This is a genomic window from Bradyrhizobium sp. Pa8 (assembly GCF_052588265.1).
The window spans coordinates 3,222,507-3,248,299 of sequence record NZ_CP176767.1; the positions used below are offsets into that span (position 1 = coordinate 3,222,507).

The window sequence follows — 25,793 nt, forward strand, 5'->3', positions numbered from 1 at the left end:
CCTCTAATGCTGCGTCCAGCTCGTTGAGGAAACGCCATGCCGTCGGAACTTCGCTCGCCCCGTCTCGCCGTCCTGATCGATGCCGACAACGCTTCTGCGAAGATCGCGGATGGGCTGTTCGAGGAGATTGCCAAGATCGGCGAGGCCAGCGTTCGCCGCATCTACGGCGACTTCTCCAATGCGCGGTCCAGGGGCTGGGCCGACATCCTGTCCAAGCACGCCATTATCCCGCAGCAGCAGTTCGCCTATACGACGGGAAAGAATGCCTCCGACATAACCCTGGTCATCGACGCGATGGACCTGCTTCACAGCGGCCGGTTCGACGGCTTCTGCCTGGTGTCATCCGACAGCGACTTTACCCGTCTGGCCGCCCGCATCCGTGAGCAGGGCGTCGACGTGTTCGGGTTCGGCGAGCAGAAAACGCCGGAAAGCTTCAGGCAGGCCTGCCGAAGGTTCGTCTACACCGAGAACCTGCTCGCGGTCCCGGCGACCACCCAGGATGCCGCATCAAGATCGACGTCGCTTCAGCCGCCCGATGCCGCCACGCCCATCATCAAGAAGGTCATCACCCAGATGGAGAGCGAGGACGGCTGGGTCGCGCTCGGTGAAGTCGGGCGGCAGCTCGCCAATCTGGCGTCCGATTTCGATCCGAGAACGTTCGGGTTCCGCAAGCTGAGCGACCTCGTGCGAAAGACGAATTCGTTCGAGATCGATGAGTCAAAGGGCCGCTCGATGCGGATCCGGGTGAAGCCCACTGCCGCAGCACCGCCGAGAAGGCGGAACCCGCGCAGACCTGCAAGGGCGGGAACGACGGGCAGTTCGGCGCCTAAGGCGTAAGCAGGGCCTGCCGTTATATTTGCGCTTGCCCGGTTTGGCGCAGGGCGTAACCATCACGCGGCCGTAACGCCACGCGAGGGCCCGATGACCAGACTTACCCGCTTCGCCGTCGCACCGCTGCATTCGATGACCCGGCGTCTGGCCGATGTCGCCTCCGCGCGCGCCGCACCGGATCTCGTGGTCACGGGGGCCCGGGTGCTTTCGACCTATTCGGAGCGCATCCATCCCGGTCGGGAGGTCTGGATCACCGGTGGCCGCGTCGCCGCGGTGAAGCCGGCCGGGGCGGCGAAGAAGGTCTGGCCCAACGTGCCGCTTTACGACGCCGCCGGCGGCATCATCGCGCCGGGGCTGGTCGATCCGCACATCCACATCGAATCCTCCATGGTGACGGCCTGCGCCTATGCCGAGGCTGCGCTCCTCAACGGCACCACCACGATCTTCTGCGACAGCCACGAGATCGGCAACGTCATGGATGTCGCCGGCGTCGAGGCGATGCTGGAGGACGCGCGCGAGGCGCCGCTCTCGATCTTTTTGACTGTGCCGAGCACGGTACCGGCCACGTCGGCGGAACTGGAGACCGCGGGCGGCGACCTCACGCCGGACAAGATCGCCGGCCTGTTCGACCGTTGGCCCGAAGCGGTCGCGCTCGGCGAGAAGATGGATTTTGTGCCTGTCACGATGGGCGACGAGCGCAGCCATGCCATCCTTGCCGCTGCCTTGAAGCGGGGACGGCCAGTATCGGGCCACGTCTACGGCCGAGAATTCGTCGCGGCCTATGCGGCGTCCGGCATCACCGACACCCATGAGGCGATCGATCGCGACATCGCCGACGATCTGCTCGACGCCGGCGTCTGGGTGTTCCTGCGCGGCGGTCCGCCGACCACGCCCTGGCATTCGCTGCCACAGGCGATCCGCACCATCACCGAACTCGGTGCGTCGCACAAACGTACGGCCGTGTGCACCGACGACCGTGATGCCGACGATCTTCTGCAGTTCGGTCTCGACTGGGTGGTGCGCGAGGCCGTAAAGGCGGGGATGTCGCCCGAGCAAGCCTGGTCGATGGGCTCGCTGCATGGCGCCACACGCTTCGGCATGGAAGGCGATATCGGCGGGCTCGGCGGCGGCCGCCGCGCCGATCTCGTGCTGATGGACGATCAGCTCAAGCCGCAATGCACCTGGTATGGCGGCGAGCTGGTGGTCGAGCACGGCAAGATCACAGAACTGCTCGATCAGGCGCTGTCGCAACGCTATCAATATCCGAAGGCGGCCTATGCGACGGTGAAGCTGCCAGAGAAGGTCAAGCTGACGCCGGAGCTGCCGGCCAAAGCCTGTACCGTCAACGCCATCAAGACCGCGCTGCCGGGCATTACGCTGATCCACGAGAAGGTCGCGATCGAGCCGGCCAAGGATTGGCCGTCGCTGTTTGAGCGCTACGGCCTGTGCTTCGTCACGGTGGTCGAGCGCCACGGCAAGTCGGCCGGCAATGTCGCCTACGGCCTGCTGAAGGATTTCGGCCTGAAGCGCGGCGCGGTCGCCTCCAGCGTCGGGCACGACAGCCATAACATCATCGTCGCCGGCACCAACGAGGGCGACATGCAGGCGGCGATATCTGCCATCAAGGCGGAGCAGGGCGGCGTTTGCGTCGTCGCCGACGGCAAGGTGAGGGCGCTGGTCCCGCTGCCGATCGCCGGCCTGCTCTCCGACAAACGGGTCACCGAGGTCGCCGAAGCGGTCAAGGTGCTGAAGAAGGAATGGGCCGAAGCCGGCTGCACCATCCCCTACATGGGCTTCAATTTGAATCCGCTATCGGTCATTCCGGAAATTCGCATCACCGACAAGGGCCTCGTGCTGGTGCCGCAGATGGAGCTCGCGCCACTGTTCGAGTGAGCGGCTTTCACGCCTATGTCGACCTAACCGCTTGAGACCGCCGCGATTTTTCCGCGGCTGCCGCATCGTGGAAAATAGAATCGATCTCGTTGAGATCGCATCTTGCACGCCTGATAATCGCGCTCGCTGACGCAACTCAAGCGAGGTCCGATATGGCGAAGATGCGAGCCGTCGATGCTGCCGTGCGAATTCTGGAGAAAGAGGGCATCTCGACTGCCTTCGGCGTTCCCGGGGCCGCGATCAATCCGCTGTACTCGGCGCTGAAGAAGCGCGGGTCGATCCGCCACATTCTCGCGCGCCATGTCGAGGGCGCCTCGCATATGGCCGAGGGCTATACGCGGGCGAAGGCCGGTAATATCGGCGTCTGCATCGGCACATCGGGGCCGGCCGGCACCGACATGATCACCGGACTCTATTCGGCGATCGCCGATTCCATTCCGATCCTCTGCATCACCGGGCAGGCGCCGCGCGCACGGCTCTACAAGGAAGACTTCCAGGCCGTCGACATCGAGTCGATCGCAAAGCCCGTGACCAAATGGGCTGTGACCGTGCGCGAGCCGGCGCTGGTGCCGCGTGTGTTCAGCCAGGCCTTTCACATCATGCGCTCGGGCCGGCCGGGTCCGGTGCTGATCGACATGCCGCTCGACGTGCAGCTGGCCGAGATCGAGTTCGACGACGAGACCTATGAGCCGCTGTCGGTCTACAAGCCCACCGCGACGCGCAAGCAGGTCGAGAAGGCGCTGGAGATGCTCAACGCCGCCGAGCGGCCGCTGATCGTCGCAGGCGGCGGTATCATCAACGCCGACGCCTCGGACCTGCTGGTGGAATTCGCCGAGATCGCCAACGTGCCGGTCGTTCCGACGCTGATGGCGTGGGGTGCGATCCCCGACGACCACGTGCTGATGGCCGGCATGGTCGGCCTTCAGACCAGCCACCGCTATGGCAATGCGACCATGCTGGAATCCGACTTCGTGCTCGGCATCGGCAACCGCTGGGCCAATCGCCACACCGGCTCGGTCGAGACCTACACCAAGGGTCGCACCTTCGTGCATGTCGACATCGAGCCGACCCAGATCGGGCGCGTGTTCAATCCCGATCTCGGCATCGTCTCGGACGCCAAGGCCGCGCTCGAGCTCTTCGTCGCCGTCGCCAGGGAGTGGCGCCGGTCAGGCAGGTTGCGCGAGCGCCAGGCGTGGCCCGCGGCCTGCCGCGATCGCAAGAAGACGATGCTGCGCAAGAGCCATTTCGACAACGTCCCGATCAAGCCGCAGCGCGTCTATGAGGAGATGAACAAGGCCTTCGGCCGCGACACCACCTATGTCACCGTGATCGGCTTGTCGCAGATCGCCGGCGCGCAGTTCTTGGGCGTCTACAAGCCGCGCAACTGGATCAATGCCGGGCAAGCCGGCCCGCTCGGCTGGACCCTGCCTGCCGCGCTCGGAGTGCGTGCGGCATGCCCGGATCGCGAGATCGTCGCGCTGTCCGGCGATTACGACTTCCAGTTCCTGATCGAGGAGCTCGCGGTCGGCGCGCAGTTCAATCTGCCCTACATCCACGTCGTCGTGAACAATTCCTATCTCGGCCTGATCCGCCAGGCGCAGCGCGGCTTCGACATGGATTACCACGTCCAGCTCTCCTTCGAGAACGTCAACGCACCGGAGCTCGGTGGCTACGGCGTCGACCATGTCGCGGTCGCCGAGGGCCTTGGCTGCAAGGCGATCCGCGTCACCGATCCCAAGGATACGCAGGCGGCGTTTGCGACCGCGCGTGAATTGATGGCCAAGCACCGCGTGCCTGTCGTGGTCGAGTTCATTCTCGAACGCGTCACCAACATCGCGATGGGCACGGAGATCGACAACATCGTCGAGTTCGAGGAGGTGCTGGACCTGCCGCTGGACGAGGTCGGGACCAAGCGGCCCGGCGTGCTGCAGCCGGCGGAATAGGGGAGAGCATCATGCCGAAATTTGCCGCCAACCTCACCATGCTCTTCAACGAGATGCCGTTTCCCGACCGCTTCGCCGCGGCGAAAGCGGCGGGCTTTGCCGGGGTCGAGTATCTCTTCCCGTACGATTTCGACAAGGCGCTGCTGCGCGAGCAGCTCGAGGCTCACGGCCTGACGCAGGTGCTGCACAACCTTCCAGCGGGAAACTGGGCAGCGGGCGAGCGCGGTATCGCGATCCTGCCCGATCGCGTCAGCGAATTTCGCGACGGCGTGTTCCGGGCCATCGACTACGCCAAGGCGCTCGATTGCGAGCAGCTCAATTGCCTCGTCGGCATCGCGCCTGCCGATGCCGACGCGCGCGAGCTCAACGAAACGCTTGTCGGCAACCTTCGCTTTGCCGCCTCGACGCTGGCGCGCGAGAACATCAAGCTCCTGGTCGAGCCGATCAACACGCTCGACATTCCCGGCTTCTACCTCAACGGCACCGAGCAGGCGGTTCAGCTGATCTCCGAGGTGCGGTCGAACAATCTGTTCATCCAGTACGACATCTACCACATGCAGATCATGGAGGGAGATCTCGCCCGGACCATGCAAGAATATCTCCCCCAAATTGCCCATATCCAGCTCGCCGACAATCCCGGTCGCCACGAGCCCGGCACCGGCGAGATCAACTATCCCTTCCTGTTCCGCCACCTCGACGCGATCGGCTATCGCGGCTGGATCGGCTGCGAATACAAGCCGCGCACCACGACGCTGGAAGGCCTGTCCTGGCACGCCGCGCAGACATTTGAGACCTGAGGAAACGTAGACATGATCGACATCGGCTTCATCGGACTTGGCACCATGGGACGGCCGATGGCCGGCCACCTTCTGGCCGCGGGCCATCGCGTGCTGCTCCACGACGTTACGCCCGTGTCGCCTGAGCTGATCGCGGCGGGCGGCATCGCCTGCAAGTCAGCCAAGGAGGTCGCGGAGGAGGCGGATGCGGTCATCATCATGGTGCCGGATACCCCGCATGTGGAGGCGGTGCTGTTCGGTAAGGACGGTGTCGCGAGCGGCATCTCCAAGGGCAAGATCGTCGTCGACATGAGCTCGATCTCGCCGCTGGCGACCAAGGAGTTTGCGAAGAAGATCGAGGCGCTGGGGGCGGACTATCTCGACGCGCCGGTGTCGGGCGGCGAGGTCGGGGCAAAGGCCGCGACCCTCACCATCATGGTCGGCGGGCCGGAGCGGGCCTTTGGCACCATGAAGCCGATCTTCGACAAGATGGGCAAGAACGTCACGCATGTCGGCGCCAATGGCGATGGCCAGACGACGAAGGTCGCCAACCAGATTATCGTCGCGCTGACGATCGAGGCGGTGAGCGAAGCGCTGCTGTTCGCATCCAAGGCGGGGGCCAATCCCGCTCTCGTGCGCAAGGCGCTGATGGGCGGCTTTGCCTCGTCACGGATTCTCGAAGTGCATGGCGAGCGCATGGTGAAGCGCAATTTCGAGCCGGGTTTCCGCATCGAGCTGCACCAGAAGGACCTCAACCTCGCGCTCGAAGGTGCGCGCGCGCTTGGCCTGTCGCTGCCGAGCACGGCATTGGCGCAGCAATTATTCTCGTCCTGCGCCGCGCATGGCGGCAAGGCCTGGGATCATTCCGCGATGGTGCGGGCACTGGAACTGATGGCGGGACACGAGATCGCCGCAGCGTAAGTGTTACGCAGTAACACTCTCCAGATTTGGCCTGTCTTTCGTCGTGCGGGAACCGGAACAATGGTCCGACCCCGCGGTTGACGGCGCATCAACAAACACTGGAGAGTGTGGACATGAAAACCCGTCTTGCGATTTCGCTGGCTGCCGTGTCGCTGCTGGCGTCGAGTGCAGCCTTTGCCCAGTCGACGACCGAACAGGGCGCCAGGGACGGCGCGCGCGCGGGTGGCGACATCGGCGGACCGATCGGCGCGATGGTCGGCGGCACCGTCGGTGCGGCCGTCGGCGCCGGCCTCGAAATTCCGAATGCCGTTCTCGGCGGAATTCCGCGCGACGACTCCGTCGTGATCCGCGAGCGCGTCGTCGTCGGCGAGCCGCTGCCCCCGACTGTGGTGCTGCGCCCCGTGCCGAACTACACCGAGTATCGCTACGCGGTTGTGAATGATCGCCGCGTCATCGTCGAACCGCGCACGCGCCGCGTCGTCAAGATCATCGACTGATCGATCAGAGCGTGAAGGCTTTGAAGAGCCGGGCCCCCGCGGAGCGTCACTCCGCGGGGCCTTAGTTCGTCAGGGCCGAATTGGCGCGGAAGCGCGCCATGATCCAATCGGTGACGGCGGCGAGCGCAAAGCCGATGCAGGCGGTGCCGGCATCGACCAAAAAATCTTCCAGCCGCGCATGTCGTCCCGGTGCCCAGAACTGCATCAGCTCGAGCACGCCGATCAGGACCACCGCGACGGCGGCGACGGCCCAGCGGCGATTCCGGTAGGCAAGGCCGAAGGCCAGTCCCACCAGGATGAAGGCGAGGGCGTGCTCGCCGTCCTGGCCGAGATCGGAATGGGGCCGCAGGCCGGGCGGGCCGAGGGTTGCGAAAGTGACGGCGGCCGCGAGCAGCCACGCAAAAAAGCGAACAAAAATAGGCATCCGGTGCCGATAGCACGGATTTGCAACGGCCTGTTACGGGGCAGGGATCAGATCGCCGTGTAGTTAATGACGAAACGTTAAAGTGGCTCGCGCACGCCGAGGCCGTGCATGAAGCGTTCCCGGATCTGAACGGGATCCCTGCGGGTGGTACCCACGCCCGGCTTGTCGTCGATGCGGACCGCGATCAGGCTCGGCTCGGAGGCGGACAGGGCCTCGTCGACCAGCCGCTCGAAATCCTCTTCGTCCGCGGCCCAGGCGCTGTTGGCAAGTCCCGAGCCTGTGGCTATGGCGACGATGTCGGCGACGCCAGCGGCCGGTGTCGGCTGCGCACCGGTGATCTGGTAGATGCCGTTGTCCATCACGATCATGATGAGGTTCTTCGGCTTCAACGCCGCAATCGTCGCGAGCGCGCCGAGCTGCATCAGTAGCGAGCCGTCGCCTTCGAGCGCGAAGACGCGGCGATCGGGCTGGGCCAGCGCGACGCCCAATGCAATCGGGAAAGCCAGCCCCATACTGCCGAGCATGTAGAAGTTCTGCGGGCGGTGGCCGGCGGCCCAGAGATCGAAATTGGTGTTGCCGATACCGCCGATCACCGCTTCCTCGTGCTTGAGCCTGGCGATCAGGCGCGAGGTGACATCGAAGCGGTTCATGACCTTGGTGTTGCGGTTGTCCAAATCTGTGCTCATTCTGGCCGGCCTCACTTGTCGAAAACCTTGCCGCCGGTGAGCAGCGGATTGAGGATTAGCGCCACCGGCGCCTGCGTGGTCACGGCCTGCTTGATCGAGCGGTCGGCGATGAACTCGAGCTCGTCGAGCCGGGTGATGGTGTGGTGCTCCAGCGCGAGTGAATCCAGCACCGGGCGCATGGTCCGGCAGACCAGCGATTGCCCGTAATTGAACTCGCCAAGCGTACCGCGCTCGGAGACGAACATGATCAGCGGGATCTGATAGGGCACCGCGAGCGAGGCCAGCACGTTGGCGAGCGTGGCGAAGCCGGAGGTCTGCATCAGCACCGCGCCGCGACGTCCGCCCATCCAGGCGCCGGAGACGATGCCGACGGCCTCCTCCTCGCGGGCTGTGGCAAAGGTGGTGAAGAAGGGGTCGGCGTGCAGGTTCCTGATCAGCGGCGTCAGCACGCGGTCGGGCACGTAAGGGATCAGGCTGATCTCGTTCCGCTTCAGGGTCTGCAGGACGATGCCGTGCCAGCTCCTGTCGCTGGCGCCTTGTGCCGCCTGGGGCGAGGTCTGCTGTTCCGCAAGCGCCATTGCGTTCTCCCTTGAGCCGCGCATGCTTCTTGGTTCTGGTCGTCGCGGCGGTCCGCCGAACTTGACGCAGGCAGCGGGATTGTCAACATGTCCGGGCCAGCACCGTGATCTGCGCCAGACGGCCTGTCGTGGCCGGCACCGCCATGTCATAAGCGGCGATAATGAAAAAACGGGAGGGACGCACGGACGGAGCGCGGGGTGCGCTGGCCTTGCGGGTCTCCTTGAGAGAGCCGGAAGGGTCCTGATGTCCGTCAATAGCAAACGCGTCTTCTACGTCAAATACCTGGCCAATCCGATCTATATCGACATCCTGAAGGCGCGGTCCGACGTCCGGCTCGATCGCATCGAGAACGAGAGCCCGGAAGATTTCTATGCCCCGATCCTGAATGCGGCGCATGTTTACCAAATCGGCGCCGCCCGCGACGAACTTGCCCCGCACTTCCATGTCGATGCCGCCTTCCTGAAGCGCACGCCGAATCTGTTGCTGGTCTCCAGCAATGGTGCCGGCTTCGATCCCGTCGACGTCGAGGCCTGCACCGATGCGGGCGTGCTGGTCGTCAACCAGTCCGGCGGCAACGCCCATTCGGTCGCCGAGCATGCGCTGGCGATGATGCTGACGTTGTCCAAGCGCATCATCCAGTCCGACCGCCGCCTGCGCCGCGAGCGCGACGTCAACCGCAACGAGCTCGTCGGCAACGAGGTCGAGCACAAGACCGTCGGCATCATCGGCCTCGGCAATGTCGGCCGCCGCATTGCCGCGCTGTGCAAGGGCCTGCTCGGCATGACGGTGCTGGCCTATGACCCGTATTTGTCGGCCGAGGTGATGGCCGAGCGGGGCGGGGAGAAGGTCGAGCTCGACGAGCTGCTGCGCCGCGCCGATTTCGTCTCGATCTCCTGCCCGCTGAACAAGAGCAGCCGCAACATGATCAGCGTGCGCGAATTCGCGCTGATGCAGCCGCATGCTTACTTTATCACCACGGCGCGCGGCTTCATCCACGACGAGGACGCGCTGCTCCAGGCCCTGCGCGACAAGCGCATCGCCGGCGCCGGCCTCGACGTCTGGTCGAAGGAGCCGCCGCCGCCCGAGCATCCGCTGCTCCAGCTCGACAACGTGCTGGCGAGCCCGCACACCGCGGGTGTCACGATCGAGGCGCGCCAGAACATGGGCCGCATCGCCGCCGAGCAGGTGCTGGAGACGCTCGACGGCAAACGCCCGCCGCGCATCATCAACCCCGAAGTCTGGCCGCGCTATGCCGAGCGCTTCAAGCAGGCGTTTGGCGTGATGCCGGGGTAGGGCGCGCGAAGGGCTATTGCACTCCAATCGTTGGTTACGAGGCTGAAAATAGAAAGCGGCGGATTTTACTGATGGCGTGAATGAACGCGTATGACTTGTCCTGTAGATCTGGGTTCATGAGCATACTTTCGATTGCGACATCCGGACTTTCTGCCGCGAGTTTGCGTGTGAACGTGGCCGCGAGCAATATCGCCAACGTTCAAACGACCGGCCCGCTACCTGCGTCAGCCGGATCGAGCACATCAACCAGTGCGGGCAGCTCGAGCATTGGCCCGACTTTTCCCGCGGCTTATGTGCCGTTGCGCGTCGATCAGGTCTCCCAATCGAGCGGATCGACGTTCGGCGGGACGATCGCAACCGTGTCGACGATTTCGCCGAGCTATACCGCACAATCCGACCCCGGCGCTCCCTTCGCAAACGAGGACGGCCTGGTCGCCGCGCCGAACGTCGATCTCGCCAACGAGTTCGTTCAAATGGCGGCCGCCAAGTACAGCTTCATTGCCAATGCGAAGGTCATCCAAGCCTACGCCGAGACAGAAGAGACCCTCCTCGATATCAAGACGTGATCGCTGACGGATTGTATCAACGCTTGCATTGTCGGCGGGAACCGTCACCGATCTTGATCCGCGTCAAAATCTCCTTTCCCGGTTCAGGCTAAATGGGATTAGAGTGCCGCCGGGGCAGCGCTGGCGCAGGCAGGAGGTCCCATGTCAACTTATGTCGTCAGGTTCATGAAGGACGTGCTCGGCCAGTACGGCCGGCAGATCGAGGTTTGCCAGGGTACGCTCGAAATCGACGCCACCGACGAGGACGAAGCCAGGGAGCGGGCGAAGGCGAGGTTTTGCAAGGACCAGGCGTTGCATCACTGGTCGCTGCATGCCGACCGGATCCAGGTCAGACCGGCTGACTTTCCCTCATAAGGTTTAACGACCCGGTGCCGTTAGCGTCGGCGGCGCGGTGACGCCCGCGCCGAGCGATCGCTGCACCATGACGGTGTCCGACCAGCGGCCGTGGCGATAGGCGACGCCGCAGAGCAGGCCGGCGCGCGCGAAGCCGAATTTTTCGTGCAGCGCCAGCGAGGGCGCGTTGTCGGCATCGATATAGCCGATCATCTGGCGGAAGCCGGCCGCCGCGCACGCATCGATCATTCCCTGGAGCAGCAGCCGTCCGACGCCGCGACCGAGATGCTCGTGATGGACGTAGATCGAATGCTTGGCGGTGTAGCGGTAGGCCGGACGCTTGCGGAACAGTACCGCATAGGCATAGCCGACCACCTCGCCGCGCCAGGTCGCGACCAGATGCGGCAGGCGTGTCTGCTTCAGGTTCTTGCGGCGGTCGCGCAGATCGTCCGGTTCGGGCGCGCCGGTTCCTTCGACGTCGCGCGGCACCCCATTGCGGACGTGATGGCGGTAGATCGCCAGCATCGCCTCGACATCGCTCTCCCGTGAGGGGCGGACCAGAACCGGTTCGTCATCTGTACGCGCAATCGCTGTTTCGTTCATCGGCACCTACTCGGCAACGACGTAAGTATAGAGGCCGATGCGGCCCTGCGCATCGATCTCCTTGTAGACGCCCTGGATTTCCACATCGAAGCCCGGAAACGTGTTGAAGCAGGTCTCGAACATTTTGAGATAATCGACCATGGGCTTGGCCCGCTCCGTCAGCCGCTCGCCGGGCACGATGGTGGCGATGCCGGGCGGGTAGACCACGAAGGGCGTGGTGGCGATGCGGCCCGCGATCGCCTCGATCGGCAAATAGTCCACGTCGTTCTTGAACAGATAGCGCGCGGCATCGCGGGGCGACATCGCGATCTCAGGCATGTGCTCGGGCATGAACTGCCGGGCCTGGAGGGCGCTGACGTCGGCGGCGCGGAAGAAGCGGTGCATGTCGCCGCAGAGATCGCGCAGCCGCACGCCGGCATAGCGCGCCTGACGCCGCTGGTAAAATTCAGGGATGACGTCGGCCAGCAACGCGTTGTCGTCATGCAGCCTTTTGAATGCGACAAGCCCGGAGATCAGCGTGCCGGCCTTGCTTGCCTCGACGCCAGGGGTGAGCAGGAAGAGCAGGGAGTTGAGGTCGTTCTTCTCAGGGACGATGCGGTTTTCGCGCAAGTACTGCGCGACCACAGGCGCGGGGATGCCGTGCTCGGCATAGGCGCCGGTGGTGCGATCGAAGCCGGGCGTCAGCAGCGTCAGCTTGTTCGGGTCGGTCATGGCAAAGCCTTCCGCGAGATCGGGAAAGCCGTGCCAGTTGGTATCTGGCGAGAGCTGCCACAGCGCCGGATTGGTGGCGAGCTCATCGGTGGAGAGGGTCTCCCAGGCGACATTGTGCGCGGCGCCGGGGCGGCTGACGTCGGGAATGGCGACGCGATCGGGAACGAAGGGCTCGAAGAACCAGCGGCGATCCGGATTTTGCTCCTTCTCCTCGAACTCCCGCCGCATCGCGCGGATCTTCTTGCGCAGCTCGATGCCGAGCCGGATCGTGTCGTCCCACAGCACCTCGCCCGAGCGGCCCTTCATCATCTGCGCGCCGACGTCGAGAGAGGCGAACAGCGGGTAGAACGGCGAGGTCGACGCGTGCTGCATGAAGCTCTCGTTGAAGCGGCGGTGTTCGACGCGCCGCTTCTGGCCGCGGATATGGCGGTCCTTGATGTGGATCTGGGAGGCCTGCGAGAAGCTCGCGAGCTGCTTGTGGGTGGATTGCGTCGCGATGATGCCGGGCGCTTCGGGAGGAAGGTTCGCCAGCCCCATGGCGAAGCGGCCGGCATAGAGCGGGTGGAACTTCATGAAGCCGGCCCAGGCCTCGTCGAACAGGATGTATTCGCAGAGATGGCCGATGCGCTTCAGGATCATCTCGGCGCTGTGGATCGAGCCGTCATAGGTGCACTGCTCGACCACGGCGACGCGGAACGGCCGCTCCTTGCGCCAGGCGTCCTTGTCCGTCACCAGCGGATGGTTCCGGATCGCCTCGCGCAGGGCCTTCTCGTCGAGCATGTCCCAGCGCATCGGGCCGATCAGGCCCCAGGCGTTGCGGATGGTCGGTACGTAGACCGGGACGCCGCCATTGATCATCAGCGCGCCGTGGTGGGCGGCCTTGTGATTGTTGCGGTCGAACAGAACGAGGTCGCCGTCGGTGACGAGGGCGCCGAGCGCGACCTTGTTCGAGGTCGAGGTGCCGTTGAGCACGAAATAGGTCTTCTCCGCGCCGAAGATCGCAGCTGCTTCCTTCTGCGCCCTGAGCGCCGGGCCCTCATGGGTGAGGAGGTCGCCGAGGTCGAGCACGGAATTGTCGAGGTCGTCGCGGAACACGGATTCGCCGAGATGCTCGACGAAGACCCGGCCGATCGGACTGCGGTTGTAGAACACGCCGCCATTGTGACCCGGACAGGTCCAGAGCTGGTTGCCTTCCTCGGCATAATCGACCAGTGCGCCGAAGAACGGCGTCTTCAGCGTCTCGGCATATTGCTTGAGCCGGCTGATCAAATTCTTGGCGATGAAGGTCGGCGTCTCCTCGGAGAGGAAGACATAGCCGTCGATGAAGTCGAGCACCTCGACCGGCAGGTCCTCGAAGCGCTTGCGCCGGATCAGGAGAATGATCGGGAAGTCGAGGCCGCGGCGACGCATCAGGTTGATCAGCGCCGAAGTCTTCCCCTCGAGGCCCTTCTTGCCCCAGTCCACCACCATGCAGCCGATCGCGGCGTCGGTCTGCACCGCGATCTCCGCGTCCTCCAGTCTGCGGGCCCTCACGACCTCGAAGCCGGAGCGCTGGATCTCCTCGATAATCTGGTTGAAGCGGATGCCTTCCAGATCGTCGGCGTCGAACACAGGTGCGGCGAACAGGAAGTTGAAGCGCTTGAAATAATCCATGGTGTGTCCCGAATCTACAGAGACTGGCAGGTCTCTGCACTTTCGATGACAGTTCTATGACAATCGCCCGCTCCAGCGGGGATCGTGTGACGGGCGATCAGTCCAGCAACTTGTCCAGCGTGATCGGGAAGCGCCGGATGCGCTTGCCGGTGGCATGATAGACTGCGTTCGCAATCGCCGCAGGCACGCCGACGATGCCGATTTCGCCAATGCCCTTGACGCCGAGCTTGTTGATCCGGTCGTCGGGTTCGTCGACGAAGATGACGTCGATGTCGTGAACGTCGGCATTCACGGGAATATGGTACTCGGCGATGTTCGCGTTCATGATCCGGCCGAAGCGGTGATCCATCACCGTCTCCTCGTGCAGCGCCATTCCGATGCCCCAGACCACGCCGCCCATGATCTGGCTGCGGCCGGTCTTGGTATTGAGGATCCGGCCGGCTGCGACGGCGCTCACGACGCGCGCGACGCGGATGACGCCCAATTCTTCGTCGACCTTGACCTCGGCGAAGACCGCCGAATGGGTGTTGCGCGCGTGCGACTTGTCCTCCGCGAAATTATTGAGCTTCTGCTTCTCGATCCGCTCGAGCTTGCCGTGGCGCATCGCATCGGCGATCGAGACGGCACGGGCCTTGTCGCCGGCCTTGGCGATCGTGCCGTCGACGAGGATCACGTCGGGCGCATCGACGCCGCCGAGGGGCGAGGCGGGCATCGCCTTGGCGAGCCGTGCGAGCTCCTGGCGAATGTCTTCGGCCGCGCCCAGCACGGCGTGCGCGGCCGACGCCGCCATCCAGGAACCGCCTTCGACGGGGGCCTGCGGCAAGGTCGAATCGGCAAGCCTCACGTCGATATTCTCGATCGGCAGCCCGAGGGCGTCAGCGGCCACCTGTGCCACGATGGTGTAGGTGCCGGTGCCGATATCAGACGCGGCGCAGGATACCTCGGCATGGCCGTTCGACGTCAGCACGATGCGGACGGCGACCGGCATCTGAAGCGCCTCCCACACTCCCGTCGCCATGCCCCAGCCGACCAGCTCCTTGCCGTCGCGCATGGAGCGCGGCGCAGGATCGCGCCGGGTCCAGCCGAAGGCTTCCGCGCCGCGGGCGTAGCATTCGCGCAGCTGCTTGCTGGTGTAGGGCAGGTCTTCGCTCTGGTCGCGGTCCGAGTAGCACTTCAGCCGCAGCTCGATCGGATCGAGCTTGAGCGCGACGGCCAGCTCGTCCATGGCGCATTCGAGCGCGCAGACGCCGGAGGCGGCGCCGGGCGCGCGCATGTCGCAGGGTGTGGAGACGTCGAGATCGACGAGCTTGTGGGAGAAGAGGCTGTTCGGGCTCTTGTACAGCTGTTCCGCCCAGCCGGTGTCATTGCGCGAAAAATCCTCGTAGCGCGAAGTCATGGCAGTGGCCTCGTGCGTGACGGCATCGAGCGTGCCGTCGGGCCTTGCGCCGAGGGCGACACGCTCGATGGTCATCGGCCGGTAGCCGAGTCCGTACATCTGCTGCCGTGTCAGGACGACACGAACGGATCGCTTGAGTTCGAGTGCGGCAAGCACAGCCAGCACCACCTGGTATTGCGGCCGCAATCCGGAGCCGAAGGCGCCGCCGACATAGGGGGAGACTACGCGGAGGTCATCGGGCTTCTTGTTGAACACACTGCATAGAAATTTGTGGACGTTCTGGACACCTTGCGTCTTGTCATAAACGGTAAGCCTGCCGCTGCCGTCGCGGACCACCGTGGTCGCATAGAGCTCCATCGGGTTGTGGTGCTCCGTCGGGAGGACGTAATCCGCCTGGTGCCGCACAGCGGCCCCAGCCAGCGCCGCGGCGGCGTCGCCGCGCGGCTTGTGCGGCCGATCCACTTTGCCGACCTTGCCATGTTCAGATTCGAGATCCGTCGCGAATGCTTCCCGGTCGTATTCAACACGCACGCGGGTCGCGGCGAATTTGGCGGTTTCCCAGTCATCCGCCACGACGAGCGCGATGGGCTGGCCATTGAACCTGATCATGTCGTCATAGAGCGGGCGGAAAGGCGAGCCCTTCTCCGGCGCCACCTCGTCCTTCCAGGCATCGTCATTGTCGGCGAGGGACGGACGATGCGCATGCGTAAGCACGTCGATCACGCCCTTCACTTGCAGCGCGTCGCTGGCGTCGAGGCGAGCGATGCGTCCGCGCGGAATCGTGGCCTCGACGACGAAGCCATGGAGGAGGCCGTCTGCGGGAAATTCGCCGGCATATTTGGCGGCTCCGGTGACCTTGGCGCGGCCGTCGACGCGGGACGTTGGTGTTCCGACATAGGCGTTCATCGGCCCTCACGCGATTTTCTTGTGAGCCTGTGATTGTGGCGTGGCGCTGGCGGCCTGTATCAGCGTACGCACGATGGCGCGGCGTGCGAGCTCGATCTTGAAGCGGTTATGTGCGCGGGCCGTTGCCCCCTGTAGCAGCAGATCGGCCGCGCGCGAGAAGTGGTCCGGCGACGCCGCCCGGCCGCGCAACGCCGCTTCGGCCTCAAGGCTGCGCCAGGGCTTGTGAGCCACGCCGCCGAGCGCCAGGCGGGCTTCGCTGATCGCGTTGCCATCCAGTTCGAGCGCGGCCGCGACCGAGACCAAAGCAAAAGCATAGGACAGCCGGTCGCGGATTTTCAGATAGCTGTAGTTGCGGGCAAAGCCGTGCTTGGGAAGTTCGACGGCCGCGATGATCTCGCCGGTGCCGAGATTTGTATCGACATGAGGTTTGTCCTCCGGGAGCCGATGGAAATCGGTCAATGCGACCGTGCGCTGGCCGGAGGGACCTGCGATGTGCACGAGCGCACCGAGCGCGACAAGTGCGACGCTCATGTCGGACGGGTTGGTCGCGATGCAGGACGCGCTCGCGCCGAGGATTGCGTGGTTGCGGTTGAGGCCGTCGATAGCCGAGCAGCCGCTGCCGGGCTCTCGCTTGTTGCACGGCGTCGCCGTATCATAAAAATAGGCGCAGCGCGTGCGCTGCATCAGGTTGCCGCCAACGGAAGCCATATTGCGCAATTGAGCGGAAGCGCCGGCGAGGATGGCGCCGGCGAGCAGGGGGTAGCGCTGCTCGACAAGCGGATGGTAGGCGAGGTCTGAATTCGGCACCAAGGCGCCGATCCGCAGCCCTCCGTCGGACGTCTCCTCGATGTCGCGGAGCGGCAGGCGGGAGATGTCGATCAGCCGCGAGGGCCGCTCGACATTTTCCTTCATCAGGTCGATCAGATTGGTGCCGCCGGCAATCAGCTTGGCGCCGGGGTCGGCGGCCAGCAGGCGGATCGCATCGGCGATGTCGGTGGCGCGGGAATACTGGAAGTTGTTCATGGCCGGCCCATTGCCTGCTGGATCGCGGCGACGATGTTCGGATAGGCGCCGCAGCGGCAGAGATTTCCGCTCATCAGCTCTCTGATCTCGTCGGCATCCCGGGCGCGGCCTTCGGCCAGAAGGCCCGCCGCCGAGCAAATCTGTCCCGGCGTGCAATAGCCGCACTGAAAGGCGTCGTGGTCGATGAACGCCTGTTGCACGGGATGAAGCGTTCCGTCCTTGGCAAGGCCTTCGATCGTCGTGATCTCGGCGCCGTCCTTCATGACGGCGAGCGTCAGGCAGGAATTGACGCGCCGTCCGTCGATCAGCACGGTGCAGGCGCCGCATTGGCCGTGATCGCAGCCCTTCTTGGTGCCGGTCAGCTCGAGATGGTCGCGCAGGGCATCAAGAAGCGTGGTCCAGGGCACGAGATCGAGCGTGTGGTCGACGCCATTGACGACGATATGAACTGGAATGCGTTCAGGAATCTCGTGCGTGACATCGCTCATGTCCTGCTCCCTGCGACGGCGACCGAGCCGAGACGTCAGCCGTGCTGACACGGAGGCACCGTTGGCTCCGCTTGCCAATGGCGTCCAACGGACAACCGGCCGCTTGGTTCCTTGCCGGGAATTATGGCGCCCGCGACAAAGTGGTCAGCGCTTGGCTTCGCCGAAGACCACCGTCGGCACCGCGCGGTTGACGATCTCGCGCAGCGCGAAGCTCGATTGGACCCGCGCCACGCGCGGCAGGCGCGACAGCTCGGTACGGTGGATGCGCTCGAAATCCTGGATGTCGCGGGCGAGCACGATCAGGATGTAATCGTCGGTGCCCGACATCAGGAAGCAGCGCACGACGGACGGGCATTTCACCACCTCCGCCTCGAACGCCTTCAGCGCCTCGTCGCTCTGGCTCTCCAGCGCAATGCGGACCAGCACCGTCGTGGTGAGGCCGAATTGCGCGAGATCGAGCGCGGCCTGGTAGGCCTGGATGTAGCCGTCGTCCTCCAGCGCCTTCTGCCGCCGCGCCAGCGCGGTGCTTGATAGCCCGACCTTCGTGGCGAGCTCGGTGTGGCTGGCCCGCGCATTGGTGGTGAGTTCCGCGAGGATGGCGAGATCTTTCCGGTCGAGGGCCAAGGTTTCGTTTCCAGCGTGAAAGGGCGTTTGCACGCCGGAAACCGGCGCGGGGAGGTCGAAGCTAGCGGATATTTGCACGAAACCAAACTGGCCCGATCGCTACGATGATGGGGTGAATCAGGACGTTGGAAGGAGCCCAAAATGCGCGTCGGTGTGCCCAAGGAGATCAAGGTGCAGGAATATCGCGTCGGGCTCACCCCAGGTGCGGTCCGCGAATATGTCGCGGCCGGGCACCAGGTGACGGTCGAGACCGGCGCCGGCAGCGGCATCGGCGCGTCCGACGAGGTGTACCAGCGGGCAGGGGCCGCGATCGCCGAGAATGCTCGCGACATCTTCGCCAGCTCCGACATGATCGTGAAGGTGAAGGAGCCGCAGAAAAGCGAATGGGCCCAGCTCCGCGAAAGCCAGATCCTCTTTACCTACCTCCATCTTGCGCCGGATCCCGAACAGGCCAAGGGCCTGCTCGCTTCCGGTTGCACTGCGGTCGCCTATGAGACCGTCACCGACGCGGCCGGTCACCTCCCCCTGCTTGCGCCGATGAGCGAAGTCGCCGGCCGCCTCGCCATCGAAGCCGCAGGCGCCGCGCTCAAGCGATCGGCCGGCGGCCGCGGGGTGCTGCTCGGCGGTGTGCCCGGCGTGCAGCCGGCGCGCGTCGTCGTGCTCGGCGGCGGCGTGGTGGGAACGCAGGCCGCGCGCATGGCGGCGGGGCTCGGCGCGGAAGTCACAGTGATCGACCGCTCGATTCCCCGTCTGCGCGAGTTGGACGATGTGTTTCTCGGGCGGGTGCGCACCCGCTTCTCGACCATCGAAGCGGTCGAGGACGAGGCGTTCGCCGCCGACGTCGTGATCGGGGCCGTGCTGGTGCCGGGCGCCAGTGCACCAAAGCTCGTCACGCGCGCGATGCTCAAGTCGATGCGGCCGGGCGCCGTGCTGGTCGACGTCGCGATCGACCAGGGCGGCTGCTTCGAGACCTCGCATCCGACCACGCACGCTGATCCGACCTATCAGGTCGACGGCATCGTGCATTATTGCGTCGCCAACATGCCGGGTGCGGTGCCGGTGACGTCGAGCCAGGGGCTGAACAACGCGACGCTGCCGTTCGGCCTGATGCTCGCGAACAAGGGCTTTGCCGCGGTCCTGGAAAATCCGCATTTGCGCAACGGACTGAACGTGCATCGTGGCCGCATAACCAACAAGGCGGTTGCCGAGAGCCTCGGGCTGGAATTTGCCCCGGTCGAGAGTGGCCTCGCCGCGTAACGGCTACACTGATTTGCGGTGGCGGCTGCCGAGCGCGGCTTCGATCGTTTCCGGACGCTCGATCCGATCGATCAGCATGTCGATGCGATCACCGCCCCAGAACAGCTCGCCGTTGAACACCATGGTCGGTACGCCGAACACGCCGAGTGCTTCGGCCTCGTCGATGATGCGGTCGTGCTCGGCGCGGGCAGGGCCGTTGACGTAGGCTTCAAACTCGCTCGCCAAGCCGCCGCACGCGGTGATGACGTCCGTGATTGCGGCGAGATCGTCGATCTCGAGCTCATGGCTCCAGAACCTGCGGAACACCGTGTCGTGATAAGGGCGGAAGAAGCCGTGCCGCTGTGCGAACAGCATTCCAACGCTGGAATAGAAGGCGTCATAGATCCGGCGCGGCCCCTTCATGACGAGCCCTTGCGCATTGGCATAGCGCCGCGCGTCCATATAAGCATAGCGCACCTTGCGCCAGAAATGCGGCGTGCGCTCCTCGACCGTCCCCATGAATTCGGCGACGCGCAGCGTATAGGGCAGCCATTCGAGCTCCACGCCGTGCGTCTCCTCGAGTTCGAACAGGCGCTTGTTGGCGACGAACGCGTAGGGGCTTTTGTAGTCGGTGTAGACGCGGACAAGCGGCTTGGGCATTGGCGTTTCCCTTCTTACGCGCGGCGCTGCCTGCGAGGAGGCGAGCGGCCGCCGCAAACTCCGTCATTGCGAGCGCAGCGAAGCAATCCAGACTGACTCCGCGGAAAGATTCTGGATTGCTTCGCTGCGCTCGCAATGACGACGTGGTGAGAGTGAGGCGCTCTCGCTACCGCTGGCTGGTAGCGACACTATTCTATCCCTTCGTCAGCCGATACTGACCCAGATCCGGATCATGCGTCATGCGCCAGTAGTCCACGAACCGCCAGGGCATCGCGGAAAACACGCGGCCGCTCGAATTGCGATAATAGGTGCTCATGCCGGGGTGGGTCCAGATCATCGCCTCGTGCTCGGCATCGACCTTGCGGACGTAGTCGTCGAGCACATCCTGACGGACGTCGATGGCGGCGACGTCCTGCTCGATCATGTCGGCAAGGCAGGCGGAAATATAGCGGCTCTGACATTCCGACTGGAAGATGACGCTGCCGCCATGGGCGGGGCCGGAGTTCGGGCCGAGCATGCAGAAGAAGTTCGGAAAGTCCGGCACGGTGAGGCCGAGGAACGCCGTCGGATTGTCGTTGGCCCAGGCCTCGCGTAGATCCTTGCCGCCGCGGCCGCTGATGTTGAGGCGTGCCGCCATCTCCGTCACCTTGAAACCGGTGGCGACGACGATGATGTCGGCGGGGCGATGCTCACCGTCAGCGGTGACGATGCCGTCGCGATCGAAATGATCGATCGTGTCGGTGACGAGCTCGACATTGTCCCGCGTGAGCGTCCTGAACCAGTTGTTGTCGAGCAGGATGCGCTTGCCATAGGGCGGATAGGTCGGCACGCATTTGGCGATCAGGTCGGGGCGGTCCTTCAGCTCGGTGAGGATGAAATCGGTCAGCTCCTGGCGATGCCGGTCATTGCCCTTGTTGACGGCGCGCTCCGGATGCGGCCAGGCCGGGTCCTTGCGCAGGAACGGCAGCAGACCGTCGCCATAGCGCCAGAACATGTTGAAGCGGTACCACTGCACATAGAACGGCAGATGCGCGAGCAGCCAGCGCGCGCCCTCGGTGATCAGATCGGAATAGCCCTTAACGGGCCGCGCCCATTGCGCGCTGCGCTGATAGACCGTGACGGACGCGACGCGGCCGGCGATCGACGGCACGAGCTGCATCGATGTCGCGCCGGTGCCGATCACGGCAACATGCTTGCCTTCGAGATTAATGTCGTCCGACCATAGAGCCGAATGCAGGATCGTTCCTTTGAACTCCTCCTCACCCTTGAAATGCGCCGACGAGGGATCGTTGAGCTGGCCGATGGCCGAGACCAGCGCGGTGGATTCGAAGGTTTCCTCGCCGTCTTTGGTCTTCAGCGTGGAAATCCAGCGCCGTTTAGTATCGTCCCAGCGCGACGCTGTCAGCTCGGTATTGACCCGCAGATGCTTACGGATGCCGTATTCCTCGGCGACCTTCAGCAGATAGCCAAGCAGCTCCTCGCGCTGGCAGAAATAGCGCGTCCATGCATTGCCCGAGCCGAACGAGTAGGAATAGGAGTGGTTCGGCGTATCGACGCCGCAGCCAGGGTAGCGGTTGATCCACCAGGTGCCGCCGAGCTCGGCGTTCTTCTCGACGATGGTGTAGGGGATGCCGAGATGGCCGAGTGCCACGCCGAGCGCGATGGCGCAGACGCCGGCGCCGACGATCAGGACATGCTGGCCGGCAAGCTTCTCGTCGGAAGGACGCAGCGTCCACTGCGGCTCGCGCGCCACAAAGCCCATCTCCTCGCGCATCAGGGGCGCGTATTCCGGCGCGACGTTCTCGCCGAGGCAGGCGCGCATCATCTTCAGCAGCAGCTCTTCGCGAGGATCGGTAATGACGGGTTTTGGCGTGCCGTCGGCAAACAGATTGACCACTGCGGCACGGATTTCGTCCTGGACCTCCCGGGGCACGCCGGCCTCGGGATCGGGAATGAGGCGGATGTCGCGCTTGGGCAGGTAGGGCGGCTCGAGCCAGCGCTCGTCGCCGGTCATGTGCACCAGCACCATCAGCAGGCAGCGGATATCGCCTTCGGCGATCGCGGAGACGATATCGAGCGGCTTTTGTGGAGATGCAATGTTCATGGTGTGTCCTGATCTCCGGATGCACTGAAGAGGCCGCGCGTCATCAGCTTGCGATAGGCGGAGATGACGTGGTCTGGCACGGCGGTGACGCCGTCGGCCGAATAGGAGTAGCGGCGGCTGAGATAGCCGCGCGAGCCCATCAGCATGTGGACGATCGCCTCGAATTCCTCGTCGCTGTAGTCCTCGATCGCGCCTGCCGCTCGCGCGCGACGCAAGATGCGGACATAGGCGACAGAGATGTTGTCGAGGTGTTTCTGGTAGCCGATGGGCGCGAAGAATTCGGCCTCGTTGAGGATGCGCAGGAACTCCGGCACCTCACGGATAAAGTCGAAGAAGGCGGAGAAGCGGGCGATCTCCTGCCGCGCGGCATCCGCCGTGCCGGTGCGGGCGCGGATGAACTCCACCATGTCGAGGCCGATCTTCGGCAGTAGCTGGTCGAGCAGCTCCTGCCGGTTCTCGAAATGATTGTAGAAGGTGCCTTGCGCGACGCCGGCTTCTTCCGTGATGCGGGCGACGGAGGCTTCGGCATAGCCATGCTTGCCGACGACCTTGGTCGCGGCGTCAAAGATCTTCTGCTTGGTCCAGGCGTTGCGCTCGACGCGGTTAAGCTTTGTGACCTTGGCATTCGCTTGCGTCATTCAGAGGTCTCCAGCTCGGCGCGCAGCACGCGCTTGAGGATCTTTCCCGAAGGGTTGCGGGGCAGGCTGTCACGGATGACGAGCTCCTTCGGCACCTTGAAGCTCGCCAGGCGCGCGCGGCAGTGCTCGGTGAGGGCAGGGAGTTCAAGGCTCGCGCCTTCGGCCAGCACGACGATCGCGACCGGCCGCTCGCCCCAGCGTGCATCGCGCAGGCCGATCACCGCGACTTCACGCACCTCGGGCAAATCGTAGATGACGCGCTCGACCTCGGAGGAGGCGATGTTCTCGCCGCCCGAGATGATCATGTCCTTCTTGCGGTCGGTCAGGTACAGGAAGCCTTCCTCGTCGAGATAGCCGACGTCGCCGCTGCGGAACCAGTCGCCGAAGAACGCGGATTCAGTCTTCTCCGGATCCTTCCAGTAGCCGCGCGTGATCTTCGGTCCGCGCAGGCAGATCTCGCCATTGGCGTTCGGCGGCAGCGTCTTGCCGTCCTCGTCGCGGATCTCGATCTCGACGTGGGCGATGGCGCGGCCCGTCGAGCCGATCTTCTCGATCTCGCGGCCGGCTTCCATGAAGGTGTCGCCGCCGACGGTCTCGGTGAGGCCATAGGCATCGATGTAGCGAGCATTGTGGAAGAATTCCGAGAACGCGCGGATGCGCAGCTCCGGCGTCTTCTCGCCGCCGCCGATTGCCCATCTCAGGCTGGAGACGTCGTAGCGATGGCGGGCGGGGCAGGTGAGCATCGCGGTGGTCATCACAGGCGCGAACCATGCCGCGTTGAGCTTGTCCTCCGCGATCGCCGCAATCGCGGTCTCCGGCTCGAAATTGCGTTCGATACGGATGAAGCCGCCATGCCAGAGCACGGCGATGCCGGGCAGGTCGAGCGCGCCGACGTGATAGAGCGGGCCGACGACGAGCAGCCGCGTCTCCGCACCGATACCGAGCGCGATCGTCTGATCAGCCGACTTCCAGTAGAAATTATCGTAAGTGAGCATCACGCCTTTGGGGCGGTCGGTGGTACCCGAGGTGTACATCAACCGCATCAGGTCGGACGGCGCGCGGACGTGCATCGGCGCGGGCGCGATCTCGCCCGCGAGGTGCGTGATCCTTTGCTGCGCGGCTTCATTCAGCACGACAACCTTCGCGCCCGCTGCATTCGCGGCGAGTTCTTCATCGACGATCAACAGCCGCGCGCCGGCATTGCCCGCGATGTAGCCGACCTCGTCGCGCGAGAGACGGAAGTTGATCGGCAAGAACACCGCGCCGAGATGGCTGGCGGCGAAGACGAGCTCCAGGAACGCCGCGCTGTTCTTCATCAGCACGGCCACGACGTCGCCCGCGTCGATGCCCTGCGCGGCGAGCCAGCCGGCCGCTTGCCGGATGCGCGCATCGAAATCGGCGTAGGAGATCTCCTCGCCGCGATATTTCAGCGCGGGCCGGTCCGGCGTGCGCCGGGCATGAAAGGTGATGAAGCTCGAAAGATTGATCATTTTGCGGGCTTTGCGCCGATTACCAGCCTCGTTGCCTTCTTTTATGAATTATGACTCGTAATTCATCTTTGGCTTGACGTCACCCCCCTGCCTCTGAAATTGTTGGGAACACGGAGACGAGACGATCTCCGGCAAGGGACCAGGAAACGCCGACCCGAAAGAGGGAGGGGAAAATGACGAGAACCCGCATGTCGGGCATCAGCCGCCGTTCAACGCTGGCGCTGATGGGCGCCGGCGCGATGAGTGTTGCCGCGCCGTGGGTGGCGCGCGCGCAAGCCAAGACCATCAAGGTCGGCATGCCGACGATTCTGTCGGGCCGCGTCGCGCAGCTCGGCACGTCGTCGCGCAATGCGGTGATGCTCGAGGTCGACAAGGTCAACGCCGCTGGCGGACTTGCCGGCCGCCAGATCGAGATGGTGATCCGCGACTCCAAGGGCCAGCCGCAGGAAGCCGCCCGCGTCGCGCGCGAGCTCGTCAACACCGATGGTTGCGAGTGGTTGATCGACGGCGAGGCGTCGTCCGGATCGTTTGCGGTTCACGAAGTGGCGCGCGATCTCGGTGTGCTCTGCGTCCACACCTGTTCGGAGGCGTCCTCGCTCACGGCCGATCCGAAGCAGCACATCCCGAACGCATTCCGTTGCGTGCGCCAGGGCATCCACGATTCCATCGTCGGCGGTAGCTATGCCGCCTCGATCGCGAAAGCCAAGGGTCTGAAGAAATGGGCGACCTGCTCGCCGGACTATGCCTATGGCCGCGACACCACCGGCGAGTTCACGCTTTACCTGAAGCGCTTCGCGCCCGACGTCGAAATCATCAGCGAGTCCTGGCCAAAACTGTTTCAGCCCGACTACACCGAAGTCGTGACGAAGATCCTCCAGGCCAAGCCGCAGGCGCTGTATTCCTGCCTCTGGGGCGGCGATCTCACCTCCTATATCGACCAGGCCAACATCTACGCGATGTTCGGCCAGATGGAGGTGTTCGCGGTCAACATGGCCGACTACACCGCGCTCACCGTGGTGAAGAACCTGCCCAAGGGCATCCACTCCGGCAACCGCTACATCAAGACCTTCCCGACCACGCCGGAGAACGCTGCCTGGGGCGATGCCTACAAGGCCAAGTACAACGAATATCCGACCAACTGGTCGTGGCAGAACGCGACGGCCGTGATGTTCCTCGCCGAGGCCGCGAAGAAGGCCAACTCCACCGACGGCAAGAAGATCGCGGAGGTATTGAAGGGCCTCACCATCAAGTGCCCTTTCGGCGCCGACGGCACCGTGACGATGCGCGGCGACGACCATACGCTGGTCGGCTACGCCATCGGCTGGGGCACCACGATCCCGCAGGAGCCCTACGTGCCCGAGGTCAAGGCCGGCGACTGGAAGACCATCTTCGAGCTCGAGGCCGAGTGGAAGAAAAGCAAGGGCTACACCTGATGTGACGCGCGGCGGGGACGGGCGACCGTCTCCGCCGTTTCTATTTGGCTCTCCGCGCCAAGTCCGGCGCGCCGTCATGAAAGTGC

Annotated in this window: 24 protein-coding genes; 11 read left to right on the forward strand and 13 right to left on the reverse strand. The window is 64.5% G+C overall.

The window, feature by feature from the left end; translation table 11 throughout:
* Positions 1 to 36: 36 nt before the first annotated feature.
* From ACKWRH_RS14465 to ACKWRH_RS14490, 6 genes are all read left to right on the forward strand, one after another.
* Complete coding sequence (locus ACKWRH_RS14465) at positions 37 to 837, forward strand: NYN domain-containing protein (RefSeq protein ID WP_445221088.1); 801 nt, start codon at positions 37 to 39, stop codon at positions 835 to 837.
* Positions 838 to 921: 84 nt separating this feature from the next.
* Positions 922 to 2,724, forward strand: coding sequence for an adenine deaminase (locus tag ACKWRH_RS14470; RefSeq protein WP_445221089.1), 1,803 nt, complete (start codon positions 922 to 924; stop codon positions 2,722 to 2,724).
* A gap of 152 nt (positions 2,725 to 2,876) precedes the next feature.
* Positions 2,877 to 4,667, forward strand: a complete 1,791-nt coding sequence (gene gcl, locus ACKWRH_RS14475) for a glyoxylate carboligase (RefSeq protein ID WP_445221090.1) — start codon at positions 2,877 to 2,879, stop codon at positions 4,665 to 4,667.
* An 11-nt stretch (positions 4,668 to 4,678) separates the two neighbouring features.
* Entirely contained in the window at positions 4,679 to 5,464 is a 786-nt protein-coding gene (hyi, locus tag ACKWRH_RS14480) for a hydroxypyruvate isomerase (RefSeq protein WP_445221091.1), read from the forward strand.
* 12 nt (positions 5,465 to 5,476) lie between these two features.
* Positions 5,477 to 6,364 (forward strand): 2-hydroxy-3-oxopropionate reductase, encoded by an 888-nt coding sequence (locus ACKWRH_RS14485; protein ID WP_445221092.1) that lies wholly within the window; start codon positions 5,477 to 5,479, stop codon positions 6,362 to 6,364.
* Positions 6,365 to 6,477: 113 nt separating this feature from the next.
* The gene (locus tag ACKWRH_RS14490; RefSeq protein ID WP_212094931.1) at positions 6,478 to 6,861 is read left to right on the forward strand and encodes a DUF1236 domain-containing protein; all 384 of its coding nucleotides are present in this window, start codon (positions 6,478 to 6,480) and stop codon (positions 6,859 to 6,861) included.
* Positions 6,862 to 6,922: 61 nt separating this feature from the next.
* On the opposite strand, the gene ACKWRH_RS14495 is transcribed toward ACKWRH_RS14490, so the two are convergent.
* The 3 genes from ACKWRH_RS14495 to ACKWRH_RS14505 form a co-directional block, all read right to left on the reverse strand.
* The gene (locus ACKWRH_RS14495; protein ID WP_445221093.1) at positions 6,923 to 7,285 is read right to left on the reverse strand and encodes a VanZ family protein; all 363 of its coding nucleotides are present in this window, start codon (positions 7,283 to 7,285) and stop codon (positions 6,923 to 6,925) included.
* 77 nt (positions 7,286 to 7,362) lie between these two features.
* Positions 7,363 to 7,971, reverse strand: coding sequence for a thiamine pyrophosphate-dependent enzyme (locus ACKWRH_RS14500; protein ID WP_445221094.1), 609 nt, complete (start codon positions 7,969 to 7,971; stop codon positions 7,363 to 7,365).
* 11 nt (positions 7,972 to 7,982) lie between these two features.
* Positions 7,983 to 8,549: a thiamine pyrophosphate-binding protein gene (locus ACKWRH_RS14505; RefSeq protein ID WP_445221095.1), complete on the reverse strand. Its 567-nt coding sequence runs from the start codon at positions 8,547 to 8,549 to the stop codon at positions 7,983 to 7,985.
* 244 nt (positions 8,550 to 8,793) lie between these two features.
* Between ACKWRH_RS14505 and ACKWRH_RS14510 the strand changes: the two genes are divergently transcribed.
* The 3 genes from ACKWRH_RS14510 to ACKWRH_RS14520 all read left to right on the forward strand — a co-directional run bounded on the left by ACKWRH_RS14510 (position 8,794) and on the right by ACKWRH_RS14520 (position 10,763).
* The gene (locus ACKWRH_RS14510; protein WP_445221096.1) at positions 8,794 to 9,843 is read left to right on the forward strand and encodes a hydroxyacid dehydrogenase; all 1,050 of its coding nucleotides are present in this window, start codon (positions 8,794 to 8,796) and stop codon (positions 9,841 to 9,843) included.
* A 116-nt stretch (positions 9,844 to 9,959) separates the two neighbouring features.
* Positions 9,960 to 10,409 (forward strand): flagellar basal body rod protein FlgC, encoded by a 450-nt coding sequence (locus tag ACKWRH_RS14515; protein WP_445222400.1) that lies wholly within the window; start codon positions 9,960 to 9,962, stop codon positions 10,407 to 10,409.
* 141 nt (positions 10,410 to 10,550) lie between these two features.
* Positions 10,551 to 10,763: a hypothetical protein gene (locus tag ACKWRH_RS14520; RefSeq protein WP_282518698.1), complete on the forward strand. Its 213-nt coding sequence runs from the start codon at positions 10,551 to 10,553 to the stop codon at positions 10,761 to 10,763.
* A gap of 3 nt (positions 10,764 to 10,766) precedes the next feature.
* On the opposite strand, the gene ACKWRH_RS14525 is transcribed toward ACKWRH_RS14520, so the two are convergent.
* The 6 genes from ACKWRH_RS14525 to ACKWRH_RS14550 form a co-directional block, all read right to left on the reverse strand.
* The gene (locus ACKWRH_RS14525) at positions 10,767 to 11,345 is read right to left on the reverse strand and encodes a GNAT family N-acetyltransferase (protein ID WP_445221097.1); all 579 of its coding nucleotides are present in this window, start codon (positions 11,343 to 11,345) and stop codon (positions 10,767 to 10,769) included.
* 6 nt (positions 11,346 to 11,351) lie between these two features.
* Positions 11,352 to 13,709: an Orn/Lys/Arg decarboxylase N-terminal domain-containing protein gene (locus ACKWRH_RS14530; RefSeq protein ID WP_445221098.1), complete on the reverse strand. Its 2,358-nt coding sequence runs from the start codon at positions 13,707 to 13,709 to the stop codon at positions 11,352 to 11,354.
* A 97-nt stretch (positions 13,710 to 13,806) separates the two neighbouring features.
* Positions 13,807 to 16,011 carry a xanthine dehydrogenase family protein molybdopterin-binding subunit gene (locus tag ACKWRH_RS14535; RefSeq protein WP_445221099.1) on the reverse strand — a complete coding sequence of 735 codons (2,205 nt, stop codon included), beginning with the start codon at positions 16,009 to 16,011 and terminating at the stop codon, positions 13,807 to 13,809.
* A 6-nt stretch (positions 16,012 to 16,017) separates the two neighbouring features.
* Positions 16,018 to 17,034, reverse strand: a complete 1,017-nt coding sequence (locus tag ACKWRH_RS14540) for an FAD binding domain-containing protein (protein ID WP_445221100.1) — start codon at positions 17,032 to 17,034, stop codon at positions 16,018 to 16,020.
* On the reverse strand, positions 17,031 to 17,522 hold the full coding sequence (locus ACKWRH_RS14545; RefSeq protein ID WP_445221101.1) for a (2Fe-2S)-binding protein: 492 nt from the start codon (positions 17,520 to 17,522) through the stop codon (positions 17,031 to 17,033). The genes ACKWRH_RS14540 and ACKWRH_RS14545 overlap by 4 nt, the downstream gene beginning before the upstream one ends.
* A gap of 144 nt (positions 17,523 to 17,666) precedes the next feature.
* Positions 17,667 to 18,146 (reverse strand): Lrp/AsnC family transcriptional regulator, encoded by a 480-nt coding sequence (locus ACKWRH_RS14550; RefSeq protein ID WP_028150288.1) that lies wholly within the window; start codon positions 18,144 to 18,146, stop codon positions 17,667 to 17,669.
* A gap of 141 nt (positions 18,147 to 18,287) precedes the next feature.
* Here ACKWRH_RS14550 and ald point away from each other — a divergent pair, with 141 nt between their 5' ends.
* Entirely contained in the window at positions 18,288 to 19,403 is a 1,116-nt protein-coding gene (gene ald, locus ACKWRH_RS14555; RefSeq protein WP_445221102.1) for an alanine dehydrogenase, read from the forward strand.
* A gap of 3 nt (positions 19,404 to 19,406) precedes the next feature.
* Here the strand turns inward: ald and ACKWRH_RS14560 are convergent, their stop codons facing one another.
* The 4 genes from ACKWRH_RS14560 to ACKWRH_RS14575 all read right to left on the reverse strand — a co-directional run bounded on the left by ACKWRH_RS14560 (position 19,407) and on the right by ACKWRH_RS14575 (position 24,274).
* The gene (locus ACKWRH_RS14560; RefSeq protein ID WP_445221103.1) at positions 19,407 to 20,042 is read right to left on the reverse strand and encodes a 2-hydroxychromene-2-carboxylate isomerase; all 636 of its coding nucleotides are present in this window, start codon (positions 20,040 to 20,042) and stop codon (positions 19,407 to 19,409) included.
* A 193-nt stretch (positions 20,043 to 20,235) separates the two neighbouring features.
* Positions 20,236 to 22,146: a flavin-containing monooxygenase gene (locus tag ACKWRH_RS14565; protein WP_445221104.1), complete on the reverse strand. Its 1,911-nt coding sequence runs from the start codon at positions 22,144 to 22,146 to the stop codon at positions 20,236 to 20,238.
* On the reverse strand, positions 22,143 to 22,784 hold the full coding sequence (locus ACKWRH_RS14570) for a TetR/AcrR family transcriptional regulator (RefSeq protein WP_445221105.1): 642 nt from the start codon (positions 22,782 to 22,784) through the stop codon (positions 22,143 to 22,145). The genes ACKWRH_RS14565 and ACKWRH_RS14570 overlap by 4 nt, the downstream gene beginning before the upstream one ends.
* On the reverse strand, positions 22,781 to 24,274 hold the full coding sequence (locus ACKWRH_RS14575) for an AMP-binding protein (protein ID WP_445221106.1): 1,494 nt from the start codon (positions 24,272 to 24,274) through the stop codon (positions 22,781 to 22,783). Before ACKWRH_RS14575 ends, ACKWRH_RS14570 begins: the two co-directional genes overlap by 4 nt.
* A gap of 173 nt (positions 24,275 to 24,447) precedes the next feature.
* On the opposite strand from ACKWRH_RS14575, the gene ACKWRH_RS14580 reads away from it, so the two are divergent.
* On the forward strand, positions 24,448 to 25,707 hold the full coding sequence (locus ACKWRH_RS14580; protein ID WP_445221107.1) for an ABC transporter substrate-binding protein: 1,260 nt from the start codon (positions 24,448 to 24,450) through the stop codon (positions 25,705 to 25,707).
* Positions 25,708 to 25,793: the final 86 nt, after the last annotated feature.